Origin of the sequence: Nocardioides lianchengensis (genome assembly GCF_900101465.1) — a bacterium.
GTDB classification, from domain to species: Bacteria; Actinomycetota; Actinomycetes; order Propionibacteriales; family Nocardioidaceae; genus Nocardioides; species Nocardioides lianchengensis.
The window spans coordinates 204,007-228,423 of record NZ_FMZM01000002.1 but is presented as its reverse complement, the minus strand read 5'-3'; the positions used below and the strand labels follow the sequence as shown (position 1 = coordinate 228,423).

The 24,417-nt window shown below is 73.2% G+C and carries 25 protein-coding genes; 10 read left to right on the top strand and 15 right to left on the bottom strand.

What is annotated here, in order from left to right; all coding sequences use genetic code 11:
* Positions 1-48: 48 nt before the first annotated feature.
* On the bottom strand, positions 49-462 hold the full coding sequence (locus BLT76_RS04600; RefSeq protein ID WP_090851397.1) for a hypothetical protein: 414 nt from the start codon (positions 460-462) through the stop codon (positions 49-51).
* Positions 463-485: 23 nt separating this feature from the next.
* Here BLT76_RS04600 and BLT76_RS04595 point away from each other — a divergent pair, with 23 nt between their 5' ends.
* A complete protein-coding gene (locus BLT76_RS04595) occupies positions 486-857 on the top strand; it encodes a hypothetical protein (protein ID WP_211752720.1) in 372 nt (123 codons plus the stop codon).
* A gap of 51 nt (positions 858-908) precedes the next feature.
* Positions 909-1,463 carry a hypothetical protein gene (locus BLT76_RS04590; RefSeq protein ID WP_090851394.1) on the top strand — a complete coding sequence of 185 codons (555 nt, stop codon included), beginning with the start codon at positions 909-911 and terminating at the stop codon, positions 1,461-1,463.
* 298 nt (positions 1,464-1,761) lie between these two features.
* Here the strand turns inward: BLT76_RS04590 and BLT76_RS04585 are convergent, their stop codons facing one another.
* The 3 genes from BLT76_RS04585 to BLT76_RS04575 form a co-directional block, all read right to left on the bottom strand.
* Positions 1,762-2,517: a DUF4259 domain-containing protein gene (locus tag BLT76_RS04585; RefSeq protein WP_090851392.1), complete on the bottom strand. Its 756-nt coding sequence runs from the start codon at positions 2,515-2,517 to the stop codon at positions 1,762-1,764.
* 340 nt (positions 2,518-2,857) lie between these two features.
* Positions 2,858-3,394: a VanZ family protein gene (locus BLT76_RS04580; RefSeq protein WP_090851390.1), complete on the bottom strand. Its 537-nt coding sequence runs from the start codon at positions 3,392-3,394 to the stop codon at positions 2,858-2,860.
* Positions 3,395-3,562: 168 nt separating this feature from the next.
* Complete coding sequence (locus BLT76_RS04575) at positions 3,563-3,958, bottom strand: DoxX family protein (protein ID WP_090851387.1); 396 nt, start codon at positions 3,956-3,958, stop codon at positions 3,563-3,565.
* Positions 3,959-3,995: 37 nt separating this feature from the next.
* Here BLT76_RS04575 and BLT76_RS04570 point away from each other — a divergent pair, with 37 nt between their 5' ends.
* From BLT76_RS04570 to BLT76_RS04560, 3 genes are read left to right on the top strand one after another with little or no spacing between them, the layout of a single operon-like run.
* Entirely contained in the window at positions 3,996-5,201 is a 1,206-nt protein-coding gene (locus BLT76_RS04570; protein ID WP_244509257.1) for a YibE/F family protein, read from the top strand.
* Positions 5,202-5,203: 2 nt separating this feature from the next.
* Positions 5,204-6,268, top strand: coding sequence for a carbohydrate kinase (locus BLT76_RS04565; protein ID WP_090851381.1), 1,065 nt, complete (start codon positions 5,204-5,206; stop codon positions 6,266-6,268).
* A complete protein-coding gene (locus BLT76_RS04560) occupies positions 6,265-7,176 on the top strand; it encodes a pseudouridine-5'-phosphate glycosidase (protein ID WP_090851378.1) in 912 nt (303 codons plus the stop codon). The genes BLT76_RS04565 and BLT76_RS04560 overlap by 4 nt, the downstream gene beginning before the upstream one ends.
* On the opposite strand, the gene BLT76_RS04555 is transcribed toward BLT76_RS04560, so the two are convergent.
* Genes BLT76_RS04555 through BLT76_RS04530 form a run of 6 tightly spaced genes read right to left on the bottom strand, consistent with a single transcriptional unit; the run spans position 7,164 to position 12,671 of the window.
* The gene (locus BLT76_RS04555; protein WP_090851375.1) at positions 7,164-8,684 is read right to left on the bottom strand and encodes a SpoIIE family protein phosphatase; all 1,521 of its coding nucleotides are present in this window, start codon (positions 8,682-8,684) and stop codon (positions 7,164-7,166) included. The genes BLT76_RS04560 and BLT76_RS04555 overlap by 13 nt on opposite strands.
* Entirely contained in the window at positions 8,681-10,024 is a 1,344-nt protein-coding gene (locus BLT76_RS04550; protein WP_090851372.1) for a sensor histidine kinase, read from the bottom strand. The genes BLT76_RS04555 and BLT76_RS04550 overlap by 4 nt, the downstream gene beginning before the upstream one ends.
* A complete protein-coding gene (locus tag BLT76_RS04545; protein WP_244509275.1) occupies positions 10,021-11,040 on the bottom strand; it encodes a SpoIIE family protein phosphatase in 1,020 nt (339 codons plus the stop codon). The genes BLT76_RS04550 and BLT76_RS04545 overlap by 4 nt, the downstream gene beginning before the upstream one ends.
* Entirely contained in the window at positions 11,037-11,450 is a 414-nt protein-coding gene (locus BLT76_RS04540; RefSeq protein WP_090851366.1) for an anti-sigma regulatory factor, read from the bottom strand. Before BLT76_RS04540 ends, BLT76_RS04545 begins: the two co-directional genes overlap by 4 nt.
* On the bottom strand, positions 11,431-11,829 hold the full coding sequence (locus tag BLT76_RS04535) for an STAS domain-containing protein (protein ID WP_090851364.1): 399 nt from the start codon (positions 11,827-11,829) through the stop codon (positions 11,431-11,433). The genes BLT76_RS04540 and BLT76_RS04535 overlap by 20 nt, the downstream gene beginning before the upstream one ends.
* Positions 11,829-12,671 (bottom strand): STAS domain-containing protein, encoded by an 843-nt coding sequence (locus BLT76_RS04530; RefSeq protein WP_244509256.1) that lies wholly within the window; start codon positions 12,669-12,671, stop codon positions 11,829-11,831. The genes BLT76_RS04535 and BLT76_RS04530 overlap by 1 nt, the downstream gene beginning before the upstream one ends.
* A gap of 138 nt (positions 12,672-12,809) precedes the next feature.
* On the opposite strand from BLT76_RS04530, the gene BLT76_RS04525 reads away from it, so the two are divergent.
* Positions 12,810-14,477 (top strand): DUF429 domain-containing protein, encoded by a 1,668-nt coding sequence (locus BLT76_RS04525; RefSeq protein WP_090851361.1) that lies wholly within the window; start codon positions 12,810-12,812, stop codon positions 14,475-14,477.
* A 93-nt stretch (positions 14,478-14,570) separates the two neighbouring features.
* Positions 14,571-17,399: an Ig-like domain-containing protein gene (locus BLT76_RS04520; RefSeq protein WP_139175410.1), complete on the top strand. Its 2,829-nt coding sequence runs from the start codon at positions 14,571-14,573 to the stop codon at positions 17,397-17,399.
* Here the strand turns inward: BLT76_RS04520 and BLT76_RS04515 are convergent.
* Positions 17,393-18,592: an FAD-dependent monooxygenase gene (locus BLT76_RS04515; RefSeq protein WP_090851355.1), complete on the bottom strand. Its 1,200-nt coding sequence runs from the start codon at positions 18,590-18,592 to the stop codon at positions 17,393-17,395. The genes BLT76_RS04520 and BLT76_RS04515 overlap by 7 nt on opposite strands.
* Positions 18,589-19,575: an LLM class F420-dependent oxidoreductase gene (locus tag BLT76_RS04510; RefSeq protein ID WP_090851352.1), complete on the bottom strand. Its 987-nt coding sequence runs from the start codon at positions 19,573-19,575 to the stop codon at positions 18,589-18,591. The genes BLT76_RS04515 and BLT76_RS04510 overlap by 4 nt, the downstream gene beginning before the upstream one ends.
* A gap of 47 nt (positions 19,576-19,622) precedes the next feature.
* Here BLT76_RS04510 and BLT76_RS04505 point away from each other — a divergent pair, with 47 nt between their 5' ends.
* Positions 19,623-20,126 carry a mycothiol transferase gene (locus BLT76_RS04505; RefSeq protein ID WP_090851349.1) on the top strand — a complete coding sequence of 168 codons (504 nt, stop codon included), beginning with the start codon at positions 19,623-19,625 and terminating at the stop codon, positions 20,124-20,126.
* On the opposite strand, the gene BLT76_RS04500 is transcribed toward BLT76_RS04505, so the two are convergent.
* From BLT76_RS04500 to BLT76_RS04490, 3 genes are all read right to left on the bottom strand, one after another.
* Positions 20,104-20,631, bottom strand: coding sequence for a hypothetical protein (locus tag BLT76_RS04500; protein ID WP_090851346.1), 528 nt, complete (start codon positions 20,629-20,631; stop codon positions 20,104-20,106). The two genes, BLT76_RS04505 and BLT76_RS04500, sit on opposite strands and share 23 nt — an antisense overlap.
* Before the next feature lie 149 nt (positions 20,632-20,780).
* A complete protein-coding gene (locus BLT76_RS04495) occupies positions 20,781-22,274 on the bottom strand; it encodes an SDR family NAD(P)-dependent oxidoreductase (protein ID WP_211752718.1) in 1,494 nt (497 codons plus the stop codon).
* A gap of 10 nt (positions 22,275-22,284) precedes the next feature.
* On the bottom strand, positions 22,285-23,559 hold the full coding sequence (locus BLT76_RS04490) for an MFS transporter (RefSeq protein WP_090851343.1): 1,275 nt from the start codon (positions 23,557-23,559) through the stop codon (positions 22,285-22,287).
* A gap of 68 nt (positions 23,560-23,627) precedes the next feature.
* Here BLT76_RS04490 and BLT76_RS04485 point away from each other — a divergent pair, with 68 nt between their 5' ends.
* Together BLT76_RS04485 and BLT76_RS04480 are read left to right on the top strand one after the other, a co-directional pair.
* Positions 23,628-23,858 carry a DUF4287 domain-containing protein gene (locus tag BLT76_RS04485; RefSeq protein WP_090852139.1) on the top strand — a complete coding sequence of 77 codons (231 nt, stop codon included), beginning with the start codon at positions 23,628-23,630 and terminating at the stop codon, positions 23,856-23,858.
* A gap of 60 nt (positions 23,859-23,918) precedes the next feature.
* Positions 23,919-24,416, top strand: coding sequence for a DUF427 domain-containing protein (locus BLT76_RS04480; RefSeq protein WP_090851340.1), 498 nt, complete (start codon positions 23,919-23,921; stop codon positions 24,414-24,416).
* Position 24,417 lies beyond the last annotated feature (1 nt).

Below are 24,417 nucleotides of genomic sequence, written 5' to 3'. Positions count from 1 at the left end.
TCGTGGGGGTCCGGCGCGTCCGCCCGGAGGAGGCAGTCGGCGGGGCGCCTACTCCCGGTGGAGTACGACGCGGCGAGCATCCGCGGCCCGCATCCCCGCCGTCACTGCGGCCATGCCGACCCCGGCGACGGTCCAGGGGCGCCGTACGCCTCGCGCCTCGAGACGCCGTACGGCGGCCGCGGTGAGCCGCTTGGTCCCGCGCGCGGTCGCGAACGAGGCGACCACGGCGGCGGTGACCTTGGCGACCGCGAGCTTCGAGGGGGGACCATCGGGCAGGTCCGGCTCCTCGTGGGAGGGCCGTTCCAGCAGGAGGTAGGCGCCGGTGGTGCCGGCCAGGATCGCCAGCCGGGTCACTCGGCGCGACCACGGACGGGTGACGTAGTCCGGCACGGCGATCCACGCCACGGTCGTCACCGCCTGCAGCACCAGCTCGGCGGGGCGGGGCGGGGTGGAGTCGCTCACGCTCCCAGTCCACCATGGGGATGGTGAGCACCCGTGAGCAGCGTCGCCGGGCCGCGCGCGGGTCGCGCCAGGCCCTGCTGGTCACCGTGCTGGCGCTGGCCTGGGCCCGGTTGTGGCGCCGACCGGTGCGCTTCGACGAGACGGCCGGCATCTTCGTGGCGGTCGGCGTCCCGCTCGGTGCCGTGCGGGCCGGCACGTCGTACGCCGGGGTCTACCTGGCCCGCCGCGAGCCGGACGCGGCGATGCTCCGGCACGAGGCCGTGCACGCCGAGCAGTGGGCGCGCCACGGCCTGAGCTTCCCGTTCCGCTACTGGCTCGAGGAGCTGCGGCACCGCGGGTCGCGGAACCGGTTCGAGATCGAGGCGGGGCTGGAGGACGGGGACTACGCGGGCTGACCGGGGGCCGTCGTACCGCTGAGGGGGTGGGCGGCCGGTAGCGTCGCGGCCATGAGCCTGCCCCGCGACCCGTTCGCTCCCCACGCCCTCGGTGACGCGGCGACGGTGCTGGGCCAACGGGCTCTGGCGCCGATCAGCCAGGCCGCGATGGAGGCGGCGGACAACCTGCTCCGCAAAGCGGCCAAGGCACTCGCGTCAGGTGACGAGCAACGGGCCGCGACGTTCGTCGCCCGCGCCGTGGCGTTGCCCTATGACAGGCGCGAGGAGATGTTCCCGGCCGCGGCCTCCGCCGCGATGATGCTCTTCACGATCGTCGGCGACGAGGCGGAGGCGCGGAACCCGCGCTGGATCGACGCGGCTGCGGAGGTGCTCCCGTCCGAGCCCGGCTGGGGGCGCTCGGAGCTGCTCGTCACGCTCGGCGCCGTGTGGGACGACTACGACCTCGACCCGGACGAGGAGGCCGGCCTCCGCGCGCTGCTCGCCGCGCCCGTCGACCGGCCGGAGCTCCAGTCTTCCGATCTGGCCGGGGACGAGCTAGCCGCGGCGGTGACCGAGGTGCTGAACGTCGTCGTCGACTACGTCGCCGTGCTGGAGTCGTGGGGCTGAGGACTCGACCTCAGTGGCGCCGGCGGCGTCGCGCGTCCCACCAGTCAACGGTCCGACGGAGCTCGGGCGTCGACTTCGCCAAAGTCGCGATCAGGATGGCGGCGGCGATCAGCCACGGGGTCTCGTTCATGGTTCCTCCTCGTTCTCACCGCAGCGGTGCGCTCCGGCGTGCCGAACCGTAGGCATCAACGCCGGGGCAGCGAAAGGGCGACCGGGCGCGTTCGTGCAGGTCAGCGGCACACCCGGGCACGGCACTTGGCCGAGAGTGATCGGATCTGCCGGTGAGAGCGCGGGTCGCCTACGACGTGGGTTCTTGCTTTAAGAGTGTGACGAGCCCTGTCCAGTCGGTGTAGCTCCACGCGGCAGCACCGCTGTCCTCTGGCCGGGGTTCTTGATGCGCGACGAGGGTGAATCCAAGAGACGTCCAATCGGGGTCCTTCTTGCGATGTCGCGCAACCCGGTGCGTATCGGGGCGCATTGGGCCGACGTGGTCTTGCATGCGGATCTTGAGTCGGCGGAGTTTGCGATCCGACGGCACTCGCGATCCGTCCCAATCGAGCAAGGCGAGAATGGGCGCTGCTCCCACTCGGTCATCGTCGACGCGTAGCACTCGCAGTAGGCGGAGCGAGTCGCGCGACTCGAAGCTGAGCACGTCTCCGGCGCGGAGCTCAGTGTCGTCGCGCCACGGGCGCTTGACGGTCTTTCTGGCGGGCTGTGGCCCCGACAATGTTTCGCGCAGTTTGGTCAATGCCGCTTTGCGCTTGGCCAATGAAGAGGCGCCCGCCTCTGCCCAGAGCTCGAGCCCGACGCCACTGTCGATGACCTGAATCGCTTCGGCTTTGACCTCCTCGTCGAGGCGGCCGAGTTGCGATTGCACGGCGGCGAGGGCGAGCCAGAGCACGTGCTTTTCGTCATCGGCAAGGTGCGCATAGGCGTCGATCGTGCGCTGGGTGGCTTCTCTGTCGGGGACCTGGTCCTCGAGCTGTTGGCGGTAGGCGTCCCGGATATCGCACGCAGTGTCATCCGAAAAGATGGCCGGACCCCAAGCACCCACGCGCGGGACGTTAGCCACTTCAGAGCATGCACACCACACGGTCGGCCAGTAGACGCAGGAGTCAAAGCCCCCGAGCGATCGTTCGCCTCTGCCATGAACCGATCGGATCACTCCGCCCGGAGTGGGCCGAGGGATCTCACGCCTAGACTTCTTCGCAACCGTCCCGCGGTACGAGATCGGCGGACGATCCACCGATCCGTCGGGCTTCTCGCGCCGGCCCGAGCAGCAGTAGGCAGAGGGGGCCACCTGGTCCCCTCTCCGTACTACTCGCGAACCCACCCGACGGAGAGCGTCCAGGGTGCAGGTGTCGCCGCGGCCCCGTCCCGAGCCGCGGGCGGCCTCAGGACCAGCGGAACCGCCGGATCGAGGGGGCGAGGATCCGGGCCCGCGAGAGGGCGCCGAGCAGGAGACAGCCGAGGGCGCCGCCGATCACGTTGAAGACGAGGTCGTTGACGTCGGCGATGTGGCCACCTCCGAGGAGATGGGCGGTCGTGTACTGGCTGACCTCGATGGACAGGCTGACGGCGGCCGTCGCGGCCAGGACGCGCCACCAGGACCACCGGGGCACGGCCAGGGACAGCAGGACGCCGAGCGGCACGAAGACGCAGATGTTCATCACCGCATCGGCGGTCTCGTAGCCGGCGATCGGCGTGAGGTTGATGAACTGGGTCCACGGGACGTCGCTGGTGGGCTTGTCCAGGAAGATCGGGAAGAGGGTGTTGGCGACGATCCCCGCGGCGTAGACGCTGACGACGAGCGCCACGGCGGCACGGGGCAGGGTCAGCAGAGCGCGTCGGTGCAGGTGCCACGACGACACGACGAGGACGGCCGCGGCGAGCGGAACGACCACGGGCAGGACCGGGACCTCGGCGAACAACGCCACCTCCTCCGATCTCCGAGCGAGCTCGGCAGACGCGACTGATCGGCCGGATGCCGACGACGGAGATCATCTCGACGAGCACCGACCTGTCTCATCGGCCTGGGGTACCGGATCGCTCGCCGGAGGTACCGGTCGTCGGGTGGCCGAGCTGGATCCCGGACGGGCTCAACTCCTGCGATCGCGTCCGAAGCCACCACCGAACAGCGCCCAGAGGACCAGCTCCGGCTGGAAGAACAGCCGCACGAAGCGCTTGGTGTCGGTGTCGAGGCCGAAGGCGTCGGTGTGCTCGACGTACTGGGCGATGTTGCCGGGGAAGATCGCGACGTAGAACAGCGCGAGCAGCGCGCCGACCGTGCGCTGGCGCTTCGGGAGGGCGACGAAGGCGGCGCCGAGGCCGATCTCGACGACGCCCGAGGCGAGGACCACCGCGTCGGCGTCGACCGGGAACCAGTCCGGTACCTGGGCCCGGAACTCCTGGCGGGCGGAGGTCAGGTGGGTCACCCCGGCGCCGACCATGATCGAGCCGAGGGCGACGCGGGCGACCGTGCGGGCGAGACTCATGGAGGCACGGTAGCCACCGCCGGGGAGAATGACTCCCATGGCCGGCGCCCACTCCCACCGACGTGAGCGCCGACGTGACGACCACGCCGGCCACTCGCACACCCACGACGCCCCCGACCTGCGCATCGGCCGCGGCCCGCGGACGGTGCTGTTGGCCTTCCTCGCGCTGGTCGCCGTGGTGACCGCGGTGGGTGTCTGGCAGCTGTGGCCGGACGGCGGCAAGGTCGACGAGCTGACCAGCTCGGTGCCGTTCGCGGCGCCGGGGGTGGAGTTCCCGACCGCCGAGGTGGTCCGGACCGAGGCCGACCAGCTGGTGGTGTCGTACGACGGCGAGGAGGTCGGCCTGCAGGTGCCGCCGCAGGTCCTCGACTCCGACCTCGGGGCCGGCGACACCGTCCGGCTGGTCGTCACGCCGGGCGCGGCGGGCGAGCCGGACCGGGTGAGCTGGTTCGGCGTCGACCGGACCCGGCCGATCTGGATCATGGTCGGCCTGTTCGCGCTGGTCGTGGTCGCGGTGGCCCGGCTGCGTGGCGTGCTGGCCCTGGTCGGGCTGGGCTTCGCGGGTCTGGTGCTGTTGCAGTTCGTGCTGCCCGCGCTGCTGGTCGGCGAGCCCGCGATCGCGGTCGGGCTGGTCGGCTCCGCCGCGATCATGTACGTCGTCCTCTTCACGACCCACGGCTTCTCCATCCGGACCAGCGCGGCCCTGGCCGGCACCCACGTCGGCGTCGCCCTCACCGCGGTCGTCGGCTGGCTGGCCGTGCGCGCGACCAGCCTCAGCGGCATCGGCGACGACGGATCGACGGTGCTGTCGGGCTTCGCGCCCGACCTGGACTTCTCCGGCCTGATGACCTGCGCGGTGATCATCGCGGGGCTCGGCGTGCTCAACGACGTCACCATCACCCAGGCCTCCGCGGTCTGGGAGCTGCGCGGGGCCGCGCCGGGGATGAGCCGGTCGCGGCTGTTCGCCAGCGGCATGCGGATCGGCCGCGACCACATCGCTTCGACGATCTACACGATCGTCTTCGCCTACGCCGGCACGGCGCTGACCGTGCTCCTGGTCCTGGAGCTCTACGGCCTCCCGGTCGTCGACCTGCTGGCCACCGAGGAGATCGCCCAGGAGGTGGTCCGCACGCTGGCCACCAGCATCGGGCTGGTCCTCGCCGTCCCCGTCACGACCGCGATCGCCGTCGCCACGGTCCCGGCTCCCTCTACTAATTCTGATAAGGATGCTTTAGCCTTCTAAGGGTGAGCCTGACCGAGCGGGAGAGCGAGATCGTGGCCCTGCTGCGCCGCGACCCGCTGCTCGGCTCGGCGGCCCTCGCCGACGCGCTCGGCACCACCCGCGCGGCGGTCAACGTGCACCTGTCCAACCTGGGCAAGAAGGGCGTGATCCTCGGACGCGGCTACGTGCTCGGCGACGGGCCCTCGGTCGTGGTGATCGGCGGCGCCAACATGGACGTCAAGGCGCGCAGCGCCCGCAGCGCCCAGCCCGGCACGAGCAACCCCGGCCACTCCGCGCTCGCCGCCGGCGGGGTCGGCCGCAACGTCGCCGAGAACCTGGCCCGCCTCGGCACCCGCACCCACCTGGTCGCGGCGGTCGGCGCCGACCCGCTCGGCGACCAGGTCCTGGCCGCCACCTCCGACGCCGGCGTCCGGGTCGAGCACGTGCTGCGCAGCCCGCACGGCACCGGCACCTACACCGCGGTCCTCGACGCCGACGGCGAGCTGGTGGTCGCGGTCGCGGACATGCGCGCGACCGACGAGCTCGCCCCGGCCGACGTCGACGCCGCCCGCGACCTGGTCGCCGCGGCGAGCCTGGTCGTCCTCGACGGCAACCTGGCCGCGCCGACGCTGGGCTACGCCCTCGACCTGGCCGCGGCCGCCGACGTACGTGTCGTCCTGGAGCCGGTGAGCGTGCCCAAGGCCGAGAAGCTGCGGGACCTGCTCGACCCCAGCCGACCGGTGTACGCCGTCACGCCCAATCGCGACGAGCTTGCCGCGCTCGGCGGCGACGCCGACGCCCTGCACGCGCGCGGCGTGACCTGGGTCTGGGTCCGCCTCGGCGCGGAGGGGTCGCTGCTCAGCGGGCCGACCGGCGTCCATCGGATCCCTGCCGTCCCCGCCGCCGAGGTCGTCGACGTCACCGGCGCCGGCGACGCGATGCTCGCCGCCTTCTGCCACGCCGTGCTGGCCGGCGAGGACGAGGTCGCGGCCGCGTCGTACGGGCACGCGGCCGCCGCCCTCACCGTCGCCAGCACCCACACCGTCCGTCCCGACCTCACCGACCGCCTCGTCAGGAGACACGCATGACCCACCCGATGCTGACCGTGACCCCGGAGGTGGCCGACGCGCTCGCCGAGGGCCGCCCGGTCGTCGCGCTCGAGAGCACGATCATCAGCCACGGGATGCCCTACCCGCAGAACGTCGCGATGGCCACCGAGGTCGAGGGGATCGTGCGCGAGCACGGTGCCGTCCCGGCGACCATCGCCGTCCTCGACGGCACCCCGCGCATCGGCCTGTCGCCCGAGGACCTGGAGCTGCTCGCGAGCCACGGCGACGTCACCAAGGTCAGCGTCCGCGACCTGCCGTACGTCGTCGCCCGCCGCCTGCACGGCGCCACCACCGTCGCGGCGACCATGCGGCTGGCGGCCCTCGCCGGCATCAAGGTGTTCGTCACCGGCGGCCTGGGCGGCGTGCACCGTGGCGCCCAGCAGACCTTCGACATCAGCGCCGACCTCACCGAGCTCGGCCAGACCGACGTCGCCGTCGTCAGCGCCGGCGTGAAGAGCATCCTCGACATCGGGCTCACCCTCGAGACGCTGGAGACCCTCGGTGTGCCGGTGCTGGTCGACGGCAGCGACGAGTTCCCCTCCTTCTACTCCCGCTCCAGCGGCCACGCCGCCCCGATGCGGGTCGACGGCCCCGAGCAGGTCGCCGCGGTCATGCGGGCCAAGTGGGACCTCGGCCTCGGGGGCGGCGTCGTCGTCGCGCACCCGATCCCGGTCGAGGACGAGATCCCGGCCGCCGAGATCGGCGGGATCATTGACCAGGCCCTGGCCGACATGGACGCGCTCGGCATCCACGGCAAGGAGGCGACGCCGTACCTCCTGGGGCGGATCGTGGAGATCACCGGCGGCGCCAGCCTCACCGCCAACATCGCCCTGGTGCGCGCCAACGCCCGCCTCGGCGCGGCGATCGCGGCGGCCTACGCGGGCTGACCCAGCACGTCGACGACCAGCAGCGCGACGTCGTCCTCGCTGTCGCTCCACGTCGCGACCAGGGCGTCGGCGAGCTCCTCGGGCGAGCCGCCGGCCGCGGCCGCCTGGGCTGCCAGCCGGTCGATGTTGACGTCGATCGGCTCGCGGCGGCGCTCGACCAGGCCGTCGGTGAAGAGCAGCAGGCGGTCACCCGCCTCCAGCTCGTACGACGTCGACGGGTGCCCGCCGATCATCGCGCCGAGCAACGGGCCGCGGGCCTCGAGGGGGCGGGCGGTGCCGGCCCGCACGAGCAGCGGCGCGGGGTGGCCGGCGCAGACGACCTCGACCGAGCGCCGGTCGGCGGCGACCGCGAGCACGGCGATGGTGGCGATCAGGCCGGAGCCGGACCGGTCCAGGAGCCGGTCGAGCCGGTCGACGACGGCCTCCGGGCCGTGGCCGTCGTACGCGTAGGCGCGCAGGGAGTAGCGCAGCTCGGCCATCACCACGGCCGCCTCGAGCGAGTGGCCCTGGACGTCGCCGATGACCAGGAGGCAGCGGCCGTCGACCTCGAACGCGTCGAAGAAGTCGCCCCCGACCTCGGCCTGCTGCTGGGAGGCGCGGTAGCGCGCGGCCAGGACCAGGCCCTCGGGCTCGGGCAGCACACCGGGGAGCAGGCTGCGCTGGAGCATCAGGGCGGTGCGGTGCTCGAGCTCGAGCGCCCGGAGGTTCTCGGCCGCGACCGCGGTCGCCTGGGCCAGCCGCTGCAGGAGCACGTCGACCTGGTCCTCGTCGTCGTCCGGCCCGGCAGCCGGTACGGCGACCGCCCCGATCGCCCCGCGGTCGGTCGCGACCGCCCAGCTGGTCCAGCCGCCGGCGACGGTGGGCAGCCGGTCGGTCCAGGCCTCCGGGTCGGGGTCCGGGAGCGCGGTCGACGTCGCGACGGCGTCGGACTCCGGCCCGGTGACGACGGTCCGCCAGGCGGTGCCCTGGTCGTCGACGAGTTGAGCCGCGGCGGCCCCGCCGACCACCTCGGCGGCGGCCCGGGCGCTGGCCTCGGCGAGCCGGGCCGGGCTGGCCGCCACGTGCAGCCGGACGACGGCGCGGTTGAGTCGCCCGAGCCGGGTGGCGAGCAGCTCGGCGTCGCGGCGGGCGCCGAAGGAGCGCAGCAGCGCCCGCACCGTCGAGAGCAGCTCCTCCGGCTCGATCGGGTCGACCAGGTAGGCGTCGGCCCCCTGGTCCAGCGCGGTCACCTTGTCGGAGGTCTCCATCGCCACCGCGGACACGTGCACGACCGGGGTCGAGGCCAGGACCGGGTCGGCGCGGAGCGCGCGGGTGATGTCGAGGCCGTTGCCGTCGGGCAGGTGGATGTCGAGCACGGCGAGGTCAACGGGCTCGTGGTGCAGCAGCTCGAGGGCGCCGGCGGCGGTGTCGCACTCGACCACGCCGTACCCGGAGCGCCGCAGCCAGCTCGCGAGCACGTAGCGCTTGGCCGGGGTGTCGTCGCAGACCAGCACGGTCGGGGTGCTCACGGGGCGGGCTCCGGTGGCCGCAGGGGCAGGCGGAGGGCGAACCGGCTGCCGAGCTCCGGCGTGCTGGTGACCTCGATGTCGCCGCCGAGGGCCTGGGCGACCCCGAGCGCGAAGGGCAGGCCGAGGCCGGTGCCGCGGGCCGTGGCGTGGAGGGGGGTGCGGGCCTGGAAGAACTCCTCGAAGACCCGTTCGCGGTCCTCCTCGGTCAGGCCCACCCCGGTGTCGGTGACGCTGATCGTCGTCCCGTCGGCGTCCTGGTCGGCCGCGAGGGTGACGGTGCCGGCCTCGGTGAACTTCGCGGCGTTGCTGAGCAGGTTGCGCAGCACGTGCCGGACCAGGTCGGGGTCGGTGTGCACGACGGCGCCGGGCCGGCCCGCGTCGACGACGAGGCGTACGCCGTCGCGCAGCAGCGGGCCGGTCATGTTCGCGAGGTCGTCGAACAGCTCGCGCAGGACGAGGTCCTGCGGGTCGGGGACCAGCCGCCCGGACTCGGCCTTGGCCAGGTCGAGCAGCTCGTTGACCAGCCCGAGCAGGTCGGTGGCGCTGGTGCGGATGAAGCCGACCTGCTCGGCCTGCTCCGGGCTGAGGCTGCCCGCCCCGGGGTCGGTGAGCAGCCGGGTCAGCCCGAGGACGGAGTTGACCGGCGTGCGCAGCTCGTGGCTGATGCTGCGCAGGAACCGGCTCTTGGCCTCGCTGGCCGCGCTCAGCCGGTCGTTCTTGTCGTCGATCTCGGCGTAGAGCGCCACCACGCCCTGGTTGGTGCGCTCGAGCTCGCCCGACAGCTCGTGGTAGAGCGCCATCACGCCGTGGTTGGTCTCCTCGAGCTCCCGGTTCAGGGTCTCCAGCTCGACGTTCTTGGCACGCACCTCCTCCAGGACCGAGACCAGCTCGGCGTGCTGCTGGCGCAGCTCCTCGATCGGGGTGCTCTGGTCGTGGTGGCTCACCCGCCCGCGGAGCTGCTGCACCTGCGCGGGGGAGAGCACGGACGCTGTGGGCGGCGCTTTCGTGACGACCACGGTCACACGGTCGCCCTCGCGCTCGTGGACGAGCGAGTCGACCAGCCGGGTGGCCGCCCGGACGCTCTCGTCGTCCGGCCCGAGACCCGCGGCGGCGCGCACGACCGCGACCAGCTCCCCGGACTCGCGCACGGCGTACGTGACCCGGCCGCCGCCGACCGCCACGGCGACCCGGGAGAGCTCGCTGATCGCGGTGGCGACCCGGGTCGCGTCCAGCCGGTCGAGACCGAGCGAGCTCGCCAGCTCGCGGCCGAGCTGGCGGGCCGTGAAGACGTCGGCGTCCTCGGCCAGGACCAGCGTGGTCAGGTCGTGCTGCGGGCTCATGCGCTGACCCGCATCGCCAGCACGCTCGCGTCGTCGCGGCGCGTGCCCGCGTCCCGCAGCAGCGCCGCGGCCACCACGGTCGCGCCGTGCCGGGTGACGGGGGGCAGGTCCTCGGGCGACCACTTCTCGGTCAGGCCGTCGCTGTGCAGGACCACCAGCTGGGAGTCGTCCAGGTCGACCGGCTGCTCCTGCACGCGGGGCAGGTTGTGCCCGACGATGCCGGGCTGCGACGGGAGCCAGCGCGCCCGGCGCCCTCCGACCAGCCGGCAGCTGACGTTGCCCACGCCGGCATGGACCAGGGTCCGGCGTGCGGGGTCGACCAGGCAGACCGCGATCGCCGCGCCGCGGGTGCCCGACAGCGCCTGGTGCATCCGCCGCACCAGGTCGGCGGGCGACGTGGACGAGGCCGCGTGGAAGACCTCCAGCGCGCGCGAGGACGCCTGGGCCGCGAGCGGGCCGTGCCCCAGGCCGTCGGCGACCACCAGCAGGGTGCCGCCGTCGATCTCGCGGTGCCCGACCGCGTCGCCGCAGACCGTCTCGCCGCGCAGCGGCCGGCGCAGCTCGGCCACCAGCGGCTCGTGGTCGCTGCCGTCGGCGGTCAGGCCGGCGACCACGACGGTGCCGCGGGTCGGGGCCGACCACATGTCGACGCGCGCCGAGAGCCGCCGTACGGCGCCCAGGCCGACGCCCAGCGTGCCGGCGCTCGACCGGCCGTCCCCGGCCATCGCCTCGAGATGACGGGTGCCCGGGCCGGCGTCGACCGCCACGACCTGCAGGCCGCCACCGTCGGTCTCCGGCAGCCGGCGGAGCACCAGGTCCCCGCCGCCACCGTGCTTGACCACGTTGGTCGCCAGCTCGCTGACGACGATCTCGACCTCGCCGACCCGGTCGGCCGCCAGCCCGGCGGCCGTGGCCAGGGCGCCGGCCCGGCGCCGGGCGCCGGCGACCGCCGCGGTCTCGTCGACGGGGATCCAGACGTCGTCGTGGACGACGCCGGACCCGTCGGCCGAGGTCATCGTCTCCACTTGACGATCCGGACCCGCGTGCCGCGGTCCGGAGCGGTGTCGACCTCGAACTCGTCCACCAGCCGCTTGGCACCGGACAGCCCGAGGCCCATCCCGCCGCCGCTCGTCCAGCCGTCGGTCAGCGCGAGGTCCAGGTCGGGGATGCCCGGCCCCTCGTCGCGGAACCAGATCTCGATCCCGGGCCGGCCGGCCTTGTCGAGGAGGGCGACCAGGGCCTCGCCGCCCCCGCCGTACACGAGGGTGTTGCGGGCCAGCTCGCTGGTGGCGGTGACCAGCTTGGTCTGGTCGACCAGGGAGAACTTGGCCTGCACGGCCAGGTCCCGCACCGCCTGGCGGACGCGGACCACGTCGGCGTCCGCGGCGACGGCGTACGTCGTGGGCTCAGTCGTCGAGCTGGTCATCGTCGTCCGCCTCGGCGACCACGCCGCTCTCGCGCCCGGCCAGGATCGCCAGACCGCGGTCGACGTCGAGGGCGGTGCGGACCCCGCTCAGGGTGAGGCCGAGCTCGACCAGGGTGATCGCGACGGCCGGCTGCATGCCGACGACGACGGTCTCGGCGTCCAGGACCCGCGAGACCGCGGCGGTTGTGGAGATCATCCGGCCGACGAAGCTGTCGACGATCTCGAGCGCGGAGATGTCGATCAGCACGCCCTTGGCGCCGGTGTCGACGATCCGCTGGCTGAGGTCGTCCTGGAGCGCGAGGGCGATGTCGTCCTGGAGGTCGACCTGGATCGACACCAGCAGCACGTCACCGATGCGCAGGATCGGCACCCGGTCCATCAGCCGCGACCCCGTCCGCTCTTGACGACGTCCAGGCCGGACCGGCGCAGCGCCAGCAGCATGGCGTCCGAGAGGTTGGCCTTGGTCTGGATGTCGCCGAATTCGATCCCGAGCGCGACGACGGTCTGGGCGATCTGCGGCCGGATGCCGGAGATGATGCACTCCGCGCCGAGGAGGCGGGCGGCCTGCACGGTCTTCAGCAGGTGCTGGGCGACCTGGGTGTCGACGGCCGCGACGCCGGTGATGTCGATGATCGCGTGCTCGGAGCCGGTGTCCACGAGCGCCTGGAGGAGCGCCTCCATGACCACCTGGGTGCGGGCGGAGTCGAGGGTGCCGACCAGCGGCAGGGCGACGATGCCGTCCCACAGCTTCACCACCGGCGTCGACAGCTCCAGCAGGCTCTCGGCCTGCTCGGCGATCACCGTCTCGCGCGTCGCGGAGTAGGTCTCGACCATGAACAGCCCGAGCTCGTCGACCAGGCCGGAGAGGTCGGCGAAGGCGCGGTAGCCGCGCAGGTCGCCCGACGCCTGCAGCAGGCCGAGCACGGCCTCCTTGAGCGCGAAGACGCTGACCGCGGTCTCGGTGGGCGTGAAGCCCTGGCGCGCGCGGGTCCGGCTCAGCTCTGCCAGCAGCGAGCGGAGACCGTCGTACGACGGGGACCGGACGTCGGTGCTGCCCTGGCCGGCCAGCAGCGCGTCGAGGACCTCGCGGAGGTCGTGCGACGACTCCGTGGCGCTCATCCGGCCGGCGAGGCTGCCGCGGACGATCTCCGTCCAGCGGGCCAGGACGTCGTCGCGGTTCTCCTGGAGAAGGCGGACCCAGTCGTACGTTTCCTCAGACACCTGCGCGTGCTCCTCACTTCTTGTTGACCGGTGAATCGTGTCACGGCCGCCGCCAGCGGCAGTACCCACCTGCGGGGGAGAAGCAGGAGGTGTCCAGACCGGTGGGTCGAGGACCACCGGTAGGGCAGGCTGTGCCTCGTGCAGCAGCCCGTCCACTACATCGGCCTCGACCTCGCCTGGGGCCCCAAGGGTCCGACCGGCGTGGCGGTGATCGACCCCGAGGCGCGCCTGCTGCACGTGTCGACCCGCCGCAGCGACGAGGAGATCGACGCCGCGCTGGCGCCGTACGTCGGTGAGGCCTGCCTGGTGGCCATCGACGCGCCGGTGATCGTGCGCAACCCGACCGGCTCGAGGCCGGCGGAGAAGGCGCTGTCCAAGGACTTCCGGCGCTTCGAGGCCGGCACCCACCCGTCCAACACCGGCAAGCCGGAGTTCGCCGACGGCGGCCGCGCGTGGCACCTCGCCAAGCGGCACGGCCTCGACGTCAACCCGCGCTCGGGCCGGGCCCGGCGGGCGATCGAGGTCTACCCGCACCCGGCGACGATCGTGCTGTTCGGGCTGGGCCGGACGCTGAAGTACAAGCACAAGACCGGCCGCGACCTCGAGCTGCTCCGCTCCGAGCTGCTGGAGCTGATGCGCCACGTCGAGTCGGTCGTGACCGTCGACGAGACCTGGCAGGCGCTGCGCCGCCAGGTCGAGCAGGCGGCCCGCAAGAGCGAGCTGCGGGTCGTGGAGGACCAGGTCGACGCCGTGGTCTGCGCCTACGTCGGGCTGTTCGCCGACCGCTGGCCCGACCGGACCACGACGTACGGCGACCTCGAGACCGGCTACATCGTCACCCCCGCGCTGCCCGACGAGAGCGCGGTCATCGGCCGCGCTGTGCAGGAGTACGCCGCCAGCCACGCGGGCCTGGTCGCGGCCGGGGAGCGGGCGCTCGGACTGGTGACCTCGATCCTCGACGAGGCCGGCATCAACTACCTCAGCGTCACCGGCCGCACCAAGAGCGTGTCGTCGTTCGCGGAGAAGGCCGGCCGGATGGCCGACGGCAAGCCGCTCTACTCCGACCCGCTGCGCGAGATCACCGACCAGATCGGCCTGCGCGTCATCACCTACGCCCAGAGCGACGTCGACGCGGTCGCGCGGCTGCTGGCCGACCAGGTGGTCGTGGTCGACGACCGCGACATGGGCCGCGAGACGGCCAGCGAGGGCCGCTTCGGCTACGCCAGCCGGCACCTCCTGGTGGAGGTCGGCGTGGGCCGCGTCGTCCAGGTCCAGGTGCGGACCGTGCTGCAGCACGCGTGGGCCGAGTTCGAGCACGACATCCGCTACAAGGGCCAGATGCCGGCCGAGCACGCCCGCGACTTCGACCGCCGCTTCACGCTGGCCGCGGGCCTCCTCGAGCTCGCCGACCGCGAGTTCTCCGCGATCCGCGACAAGCTCCGCGAGGCCGCGACCCCCACGGTCGCCGTCCCCGACGACGACCCCCGCCTCGACCCGCGCGAGCTGGCCGCCTTCCTCGCGGGCCAGTACGCCGACGCCGGCTGGTCGCGCACCGACCACTACGCCTGGATCTCCGGCCTGCTCCTCGAGCTCGGCATCACCTCCCTCGACGAGCTCGCCGACACGCTCCGCCCGACCGCCACGATGGAGCTCAGCGAGCGGATGGACTACCGCTACCCGCCCGGCGCCGTACGCCGGCTCGACGACGCGCTGCTCGCCGTCTTCGAGGAGCGGTACGTCGAGCTGCACGGCAACGCCCACCGGGCCCCGCTGCTGCGGCAGCGGTTGGAGAAGCTGCGGGGCTGAGCGGGCGGCGGGCGGATCGGGCATTTTCGCCTCGAGGGGTCCCGCGCCCGTCTAGTCTGCGCCGACGAGCCACACCGATGAGACGAGGGACCCATGAGACGACGTCCGGGCGTCGTGGCGGGTGCGCTGCTCGCCGCCCTGCTCGTCCCCGTGCCGACGGTGGCGCAGGCCGATCCGCCCGCACCGGCCGCCGGGCTCCCGCCCCTGGTGGAGGACGCGGTCATCACCACGATCTCCGGTGGCACGGCGTCGCTCCGCCTCGCCAACCTGCTCGTCAGCAGCGGTAGGTGGCCGATCCGCTTCGCCGTGAGCGCACCGGAGCACGGCGTGCTGACGGGGGACTGCGCCTCGGGTTTCTGTGTCTACACCCCCGACGCCGGTCACGTCGGGCTTGAGAAGCTCCGGGTGGTCGTGACCGGGGCCGCCGGTGCCGCGGAGGCGACGTACTGGATCACCACCAGGCCCAACCTCGCGCCGGTCGCCTTCGACGACCGGATCGTCCTCGACGACGGAACGCCCGCCCTCTTCGACCTGAAGATCGACGACGACGGCGGTCCGCAGGGGAGCCGAGCGGTGGAGATCGTCTCCGCGCCCCGGCACGGCACGCTGGTGTGCCGCGAAAGTCGGCAGTGCACCTACAACCCGGTCCCCGGTTATCGCGGCCCGGACGCGGCGACCTACCGCTATCGCGACGGCGGTCTCACCTCCGCGCCGGCCACTATCGCTTTCGCGGTCGAGGCCAACCGACCTCCGCAGCTGCTCGACCAGGTCGTCATGGTGCGCGCCGGCGACTCGCTCCCGGTCTACGCCAATGCGACGGACACCGACCGGGCCCCGCTGACCACCGAGCTGGTGGACCCCCCAGCGCACGGCACGGTGACCGATTGCGGGCCGGCGGGGTGCACCTACGAGGCCGAGCCGGGCCATCTCGGCGCCGACGAGTTCACCTGGCGGGCGGGCGACGGCCGGGCCTGGTCGCCTCCCGCGCGGGTGCTGGTCTCGGTGCGGGGCAACGTCGCCCCCTACGCCTACGACGAGATGGCGAGCGCGCCGGCGCCGGGAGCGACCTCGCGGCACGCTCCGGCGAGTGACGTGGACGGCGATCGGCTCGCCTATCAGTTGGTGAGGCCGCCGGCGGTCGGGACGGCTACCTGTGACGATGTGTGCGCCTTCACCGCGCCGGAGGAGGGCGTCACGGAACCGGTGTCGCTGGACTATCGCGCCAGCGACGGCAAGCGCTGGACCCGAACGGCGACGATCACCTGGCAGCCGGTGCCGGTCGACACCTTGGCGCTCTCCGGGTCGGTGTCGCGGCTGCACGCGCTGAACGACCGCACGACGCGGCTGTCTCTTGGCGCGCGGTACACGCCGGGTTCGACCGGTCGCTCGGTCGAGATCGTCGACGCGCCGGCGCACGGGACCGTCACCGGCTGTGACGAGACCTTCTGCGACCTGGTGCCCGACCCGGGCTTCGTGGGCGAGGACCGGATGGCCTGGCGCGCGACCGATTCCGTCGGACCGGGTGAGGTGGTGACGTCGGCGATCACCGTGTCGGCGGCCGGCGTCCCGCGGGTGGACGGCGGCGCCACCAGGAAGTTGCCACAGGGGCAGAGCCGCCTGGTGCGGTTCGAGGTCTCCGAGAGGGATGGCGACCCGACCCACCTCGTGATCGAGCGGCAGCCCGCCCACGGACGCGTGGAGCACTGCTCCGGGACGACCTGCGTCTACACGACGGACCCCGACCACGTCGGCCCCGACTCCTTCACCTGGCGCGCGGAGGACCGCAGCGGCACCTCCGCCACGGTCACCACTGCGGTCCAGGTCGACGCCGATGCGCCTCCGAGCGTCCGGCCGGTCACCGTCGCGGCCACCGCCGGTCGAGCGAGCACCGTGCTGCTCCCCGACGGCGTCGACCCGAACGGCTTCCCCGTCCGGACCCGCGTCGAGACATTGCCGAGGCGCGGAGCGCTGCGATGCGCAGGTCCCGCCTGCACCTACCTCGCCGATCCGGGGGCCGGAGGGACGGACACGTTCACCGTCGTCGGCCACGACGGCACCCGAACCTCCGCCGCGGCCGTCGTGACGGTCAACGTCCGTCCCGACACTCCGCCGACCGTCCTGGACAGGGTGGCGGTCCAGTACGAGGCCGACCAGCCCGGCGCGGGCATCTGGTTGCCCGCTTCCGACCCCGGGTCCGACCAGCCTCTCTCCGCCCAGATCGTCGAGCAGCCGCCGCACGGCCGCCTCCACAGCTGCTGGGAACTCCGGTGCAGCTACGAGCCCGACCCGGGGTTTGTGGGCCGCGATGTCTTCTCCTGGCGGGCGACCGACGGACGACGTCTCAGCCCGATCGTCACCCAACGGATCATCGTCGGGACGCCGCCGCCCCCGGACCTAGTGCTCTCGCGCGCCACCGCGTCGGCCCGGGAGGCCGGAGTGGGCCGCGCCGTCCGCCTCGCCACGACGGTGCGCGCGATCGGGGACGACGCCGTCCACCTCAGCGTGGAACACGTGATCCCGAGGGGCGTGGTCGTCGACCGCGGCTCGCTCCCGGGGGGATGCCGGCTGAGATCCGTCTCCGTCATCTGCGCCCAGGACGTGCTCGGAGCTGGTACCTCGCGCACCTTCGTCCTGCGGGGGTACGCCGTCGCGCCCGGCGACCTGGCGATGACGGTCCAAGCACGCTCGGACCAGCTCGCCGCGCGTTTCCTGCGTCATCGCCTGCGCGTGAGCGGCCACGCCTGCACGATCGTCGGGACCGGGGGTCGGGACCGACTGCGCGGCACGCGGGGGAACGACGTCATCTGCGGCCTCGACGGTGACGATGTGCTGCGCGGACGACGAGGCAACGACGTCCTGATCGGCGGCGACGGCAGGGACCGGCTCGTTGGAGGACCCGGTCGGGACCGGCTCCGTCAGTAGGTCGGCAGGTCCGGCAGCTCGCGATCCGGCTCGGAGCCGGACCCGATCCGGGAGGCCACGGCCTGCACCGGCCGGGTTGCGGCGAGCTTCGTGCCGGCCCGGAACAGCGCGACGCCGAGCCGCGACTTCGGGTTGGCGACGCGCGGCACGCCCGGCGGGAGGTCCTGGGCGTCGGTGACCATCGGCCGCATCCACTCCTCGTACGCCGCGAACGCCGCCGCGGGGGAGGACTCCCGGGCCAGGGACGCGGCGAGGACGTAGCCGCCGATCAGCGCGAGCGAGGTGCCGAAGCCGCCGACCGGGGTGATGCACCAGGCGGCGTCGCCGGTGAGGACCACGCGGCCGACCGACCAGGTCGGGCAGCGGACCTGGGTGAGGTCCTCGACGTAGAGGTCGTCGACGTCGTCGAGCGCGTCGAGGACGCGGGGGACCTCCCAGCCGAGGTCGCCGAACCGCTCGCGCAGGCCCGCGCGCTGCTGGTCGAGGGGGAGGTCGACGAAGCCGGTGTCGTCGCCCATCCAGTTGAGCATCACGCGGGTCGTGCCCTGGTTGTCCGGTCGCAGCGACATCGACCGCGACCCGGGCACACTCATCCAGCGCCACCAGTCGTCGTCGTCCGGCGTGCGCGGGATCGTGCCCCAGGCGATGTGCATGCCGAGCCGGTCCAGCTGCGGGGCGTCGTCGCCGGTCAGCACCAGCGACCGCGTGCGCGAGCCGGCGCCCTCGGCGACCACGACCAGGTCGAAGCGCCGCAGCTCCCCGCTCTCCAGCCGTACGGCGACCCCCGCGTCGTCCTGGTCCAGCCCGACCACCTGGTCGCCGTACCACCAGGCGACCCGGTCGCCGCAGGCCTCGGCCAGCACCCGGGCCAGCTCGCCGCGCAGGATCTCCAGCTCGGCGGTCGGGCCGTCGCCGGTCTCGGCGTCGGTCGGGAACTCCGAGACCGTGCCGCCGTCCTCGTCGACGAAGCGGGTGCCGACCTCGCCGGTCCCGGCGGCCCGGACGGCGTCCTCCAGGCCCATCCGGACCAGGACCTCGCGGGCCAGTCCGCGGACGTCGACGTTCTGGCCGCCCTCGCGCGGACCGTCCGTGCGCTCCAGCACGGTGACGTCGTACCCGACCTGGGTGAGCCAGTACGCCGTCGCGGGTCCGGCGATGCTGCCGCCGGTGACGAGCACCCGTCCGCGGGTCACGACGACGACGCCCGCAGCTTCTCGAGCAGCGGCTGCGCCACCTCGTCGAGGAACCGCTCCTGCAGCCGGTCGCCGACCTGGACCAGCGCGACGTCGGTGAACCCGGCCTCCCAGAACGGCCTGACCGACTCCACGATCGCGTCGAGGTCGGGCCCGCAGGGGATCTGGTCGGCCACGTCCTCCGGGCGGACGAACTGGGACGCGCCCGCGAAGCCGGCCGGGGTCGGCAGGTCGGCGTTGACCTTCCAACCGCCCGCGAACCAGCGGAACTGCTCGTGCGCCAGCGCGACGCCCTCCTCCTCGGTCGGCGCCCAGCAGATGGGGATCTGGCCGATCGCGCGGGCGCCGGAGCCGATCGTGGTCGTGCCCTCGGTCGCGTTCCAGGCCTGCACCAGGTCCTCGCGCGGCTCGACGGCGACCAGGTGGTCGCTGATCGGCCCGAACTCCTCGATCGACCGCTCGCCCGACACCGCGACGCCGATCTCGACCGGCTGCTCCGGCAGGTCCCAGATCCGCGCGGACTCCACGTCGAAGTGCGCCCCGCGGTAGTCGACCAGCTCGCCGCCGTGCAGCTCGCGGATGATCTCGATCGCCTCGCGCAGCATCTCCTGGCGTACGCCGACCGCCGGCCAGCCGGCTCCGACCACGTGCTCGTTCAGGTTCTCGCCGCTGCCCAGCCCGAGGGTGAACCGGCCCTCGGCCAGGATCTGCAGCGTCGCCGCCTTCTGGGCGACCACCGCCGGGTGGTAGCGCAGGGTCGGGCAGGTCACGTAGGTCATCAGGCCCACCCGCTCGGTCGCCTGGGCGACGGCGCCCAGCACCGTCCAGGCGTACGGCGCGTGCCCCTGCTCGGTGAGCCAGGGGGAGTAGTGGTCGCTGGAGACCTCGAAGTCGAAGCCGGCCCGCTCCGCGGCGACGGCGTACCGCACCAGCTCGCGAGGGCCGCTCTGCTCGGTCATGAGGGTGTAGCCGAAGGACGTCATGGCTTCCCGGTAACCCGCATTGGGTCCCCGTCGTACCGTCCGAAGGTATGACTCCCGCCGAGCTCCTGATCGAGTCCCTCGAGCGCGTCCTCGAGAGCGGTCGCGCCGTCGTCGACGGCCTCACGCCCGACCAGCTGGCCGCCCGTCCCGCCCCGGACGCCAACCCGATCGGCTGGCTGGTCTGGCACCTCGCCCGCGTCCAGGACGACCACGTCGCCGACGTCGCGGGGACCGAGCAGGTCTGGACGGCCCAGGGGTACGCCGACCGCTTCGGCCTGCCGTTCGAGGTCGGCGACATCGGCTACGGGCACAGCAGCGAGCAGGTCGGCCGGGTCCGCGCCGACGCCGACCTGCTGGCGTCGTACCTCTCCGCGGTGCACGCGCAGACGGTCTCCTACCTCCGCGGCCTGTCCGCCGACGACCTCGACCGGGTCGTCGACGAGCGCTGGGATCCGCCCGTCACCCTCGGCGTCCGGCTGGTCAGCGTCGTCAACGACGACACCCAGCACGTCGGTCAGGCGGCGTTCGTCAGGGGGCTGCTGGGGGCGTAGCCGCCTCCAACTCCTGCTCCTCGTCGACCTTCCGCTTGATCCGGCCCATCCCGGGCAGCTTCGCCAGCATCTCGTTCAGCTCGCGGCTGACGTCGAGCAGGTCGTGGAGGTCGGGGGCGACCGACGAGAGCGTCCGGAGCATCGGGATGACGTCGGCCTGGACCGCGTCGGCGATCACCGGGAGCCGGTCGATCAGGTCCACCATCGCGTCGACCTCGCGCGGGTCGGTGGTCTCGGCAAGCCGCTCCAGGAGCGGCAGCAGCCGCTCGACCGGCCCCTGCACCGACCCCAGCAGCAGATCGACCCGCTCCCGGGTCTCGTCGACCGCCGCGATCACGAAGCCGGCGTCGGCCCGCGTCGCCTCGATCCGGTCCAGCAGCCGCCGTACGTCGGCGAGGAGCGCCTCGGCGCCGCTCACCAGCGCCGTCGCGCGGGGCAGCAGCCCGAGCGCCTGCCGGACGGTCTGGTCGAGCACGCTGATCGGATTCAGGAGGGGGATGGCCACGGCGCTCCGGTATCCGAACGCGCCGCAGCTGTAACGCGATGTTCGCCGCACTAGGTACGCGCTGCAGCGCGTCCCCAGAGCAGCGAACGTCGCGTTACAGCTGCGGCGGCGACCGCGGCGGCGACCCGGCGGCGACCCGGGCGACCGGGTCACCAGGGGCTGGGGACGTAGTCCTTCAGGAAGTGGCCGTAGAGGTCGACGCCGGCCTCGCCCTGCACGATCGGGTCGTAGACGCGGGCGGCGCCGTCGACCAGGTCGAGGGGGGCGTGCCAGCCCTCGGCGGCGATCCGGAGCTTCTCCTGGTGGGGACGCTCGTCGGTGATCCAGCCGGTGTCGACGGCGGTCATCAGGATCTTGTCGGTCTCGAACATCTCGCCGGACGAGGTCCGGGTCAGCATGTTGAGGGCGGCCTTGCTCATGTTGGTGTGCGGGTGGCCCGGGCCCTTGTAGCGGCGCGAGAACTGCCCCTCCATCGCCGACACGTTCACGACGTACGCGCGGCGCGCGCCGGCTGCGACCGCCGCCCGCATCGACGCGCGCAGCCGCGAGATCAGCAGGAACGGCGCGGTCTGGTTGCAGAGCTGGACCTCCAGCAGCTCCAGCGGGTCGACCTCGTCGACGTGCTGGGTCCAGGAGTTCGTGCGCTGCAGGTCGGGCAGCAGGCCGCCGGCGTCGACGGCGGTGCCGTCGAGGTGCTTCTCCAGCGACGCGTGGCCGGCGGTGAGGGCCAGCGCGGTCAGGTCGGCGGCGGTGCGGGCGGCGACGGCGGAGCCGGACTCGGGGTGGGAGTGCACGTGCTCCTCGAGGGCGCCGGCGATCATCGCGGGGTGCGCCTCGCTGACGCCGTCGAAGGTGACCATCGACGGCAGCGCGACATCGGTCGGCAGCGGCGCGGACTCCATCTCGACCAGTCGTGAGTAGGCGCCCGGGGAGCGTCGTACGGTCTGGCAGGCGTTGTTGATCAGGATGTCGAGCGGCCCGGCCGCGGCGACCTCGTCGGCCAGGGCCACGACCTGGGTCGGGTCGCGCAGGTCGATGCCGACGACGTGCAGCCGGTCCAGCCAGTCGGCGGAGTCCTCGAGCCCAGCGAAGCGGCGTACGGCGTCGCGCGGGAAGCGGGTGGTGATCGTCGTGTGGGCGCCGTCGCGCAGCAGCCGCAGGGCGATGTACATGCCGATCTTGGACCGGCCGCCGGTGAGCAGGGCTCGCTTGCCGGTCAGGTCGGTGCGGGCGTCGCGCTTGGCGTGCGAGAGCGCGGCGCAGGTCGGGCAGAGCCAGTGGTAGAACGCGTCGACCAGCGTGTAGTCGTTCTTGCAGATGTAGCAGCCGCGCGCGTTGATCAGCTCGCCGGCGAAGGCGCCGGTCGTCGAGGACACCAGCGGGATGCCGGCCGTCTCGTCGTCGATCCGCAGCGCCGACCCGGTCGCCGTCGCCTCGGTGATCGCCCGGTCGTGGGCCAGCTCGGCCTCGCGCTTGCGGGTACGACGCTCGGCCTTGAGCGCCTTGTACATGTGCGACGCCGCGTGCTTGACCGTCGTGATGTCCGGGTGGTCGGACGGCAGCTCGTGGAGCTGCCGGAGCACCCGCACGGTGGTGGCGAGGTCGGCGGGGTCGATCCCGTCGAGCTCTTCAGGGGTGGGCACCGGAGGGATTCTAGGCCGGGGTGCGGGTGATCCGATAACGGACGAACGACGGTACGACGAGCGCCGCGACCACCGTCCCGACGACGACCAGGACGCCACCGCCAGCGGCGGCGGCCGCCGTACCGACCGCGGCCGCGCTGGCGCCGTGCAGCACGTCGGCGATCCGCGGGCCGCCCGCGACGACCACGATGAACACGCCCTGGAGTCGGCCGCGCATCTCGTCGGTCGCCGCGGCGAGCAGCATCGAGGAGCGGAACGCCGACGACGCCATGTCGGCCGCGCCACCGACCACGAGCATCGCCAGCGCGGCCACCAGCGTCGGCCCTCGCCACCGGTCGGCCAGCCCCACCGCGAGGCCGAAGCCCACCATGGCCAGGCCCCACAGCAGGATGCAGACGATCACCGCGCGGCCCTGCCGGTCGACGTGCGAGACCCAGCCGCTGAGCACGCCGCCGATCACGGCGCCGGCGGGGATCGCCGCGAACAGCAGCGCGAAGACCAGGCCGCCCTCGTCGGGCCCGCCGAAGTCGAGGTGGGCGATCTCGGGGAAGAGCGCCCGCGGCATGCCGAAGACCATCGCGATCAGGTCGACGACGAAGCTCATCAGCAGCACCGGCTGGTGCCGCAGGTAGGCGAACCCGTCGATCACGGCCCGCACGCCCGGCGCCGCGCCCGTCGCGATCGCCCCGAACCGCGGCAGGCGTACGACGGCCGACAGCGTCGCGAACAGCGTGACGGTGTCGACCAGGTAGAGCCAGGCGAAGCCCACGAACGGGATCAGCACGCCCGCGAGGAGCGGACCGGCGATCGCCCCGGCCTGGAAGACCGTCGTGTTCAGCGCGTTCGCCGCGGGCAGCAGCTCGGTCCGGACCAGCCGCGGGAGCAGCGCGCTGCGGGTCGGCTGGTTGACCGCGAAGAACGCCTGCTGCACCGCGAAGAGCGACAGCAGCAGCCACACGTTGGTCGACCCGAGGGCGGCCTGCACGAAGAACAGACCGCTCGTCCCGATCAGCCCGAGCGTGGTCACCACGAGGATCGAGCGCCGGTCGAAGTGGTCGGCCAGCGCGCCGCCGTACAGGCCGAAGACGACGAGGGGGACCAGGCCGAAGAGCCCAGTGAGCCCGACGTACGCCGAGGAGCCGGTGTCGGCGTAGATCTGCGCGGGGACCGCGACCACGGTCAGCTGCGCGCCGATGACGGTGACGATGTTGGCCAGCCACAGCCGCCGGAAGTGCGGCTCCTGCAACGGGCGGGTGTCGGCGACCAGACCCCGGAGACGCGACACGACGCAGAACGCTACGCGCGCGGCGATGAGTGCTGCGCAGCGGTCCGGTCTGTAGAAGCATGGACACCATGACGGAGCAGAAGAGCGCGAAGGTGCAGGGGCCGGCGTCGTACTTCCCCTCGATCGAGAAGAAGTACGGACGACCGATCCCCGAGTGGAAGGCGCTGCTGCGCGCGAGGGACGGGTACGCCGAGGCCAAGCACATGGAGCTGGTCTCCTGGCTGAAGGCCGAGCACGAGATGGGCCACGGCCACGCCAACGCCCTGGTCGCGCACACGCTGCAGGAGGACCGCGGGTGAGGCTCGGCCCGCCCGCCCCCCTGGCACCCTGGACCCCATGACGACCACCCGGACCCGCTGATGCGCCGCCCCGTGCCCGAGCGACCCGGTCCGGGCCAGGAGTCGGTGTGGGACTACCCCCGGCCCCCGCGCCTGGAGCAGTACGCCGGGTCGCTGGTGATCGAGCTCGGCGGTGTCGAGGTGGCCCGGACGACCCGCGGCTGGCGGGTGCTGGAGACCAGCCACCCGCCGACGTACTACCTGCCGCGCTCGGCGTTCCTCGAGGGCAGCCTCCGCGAGGCGGCGGGGTCGAGCTGGTGCGAGTGGAAGGGGCAGGCGTCGTACCTCGACCTGGTCGGGGGCGACGCGGTCGCGCCGCGGGCGGCCTGGACCTACCTGACGCCGACCGCCGGGTTCGAGCCGATCGCCGGGGCGATCGCGGTGATGGCCGCGGCGACCGACCGGTGCCTGGTCGACGACGAGGTGGTCGAGCCGCAGCCGGGCGGCTTCTACGGCGGCTGGGTCACCTCGACCGTGGTCGGCCCGTTCAAGGGGATCCCGGGCTCGACGGGCTGGTGAG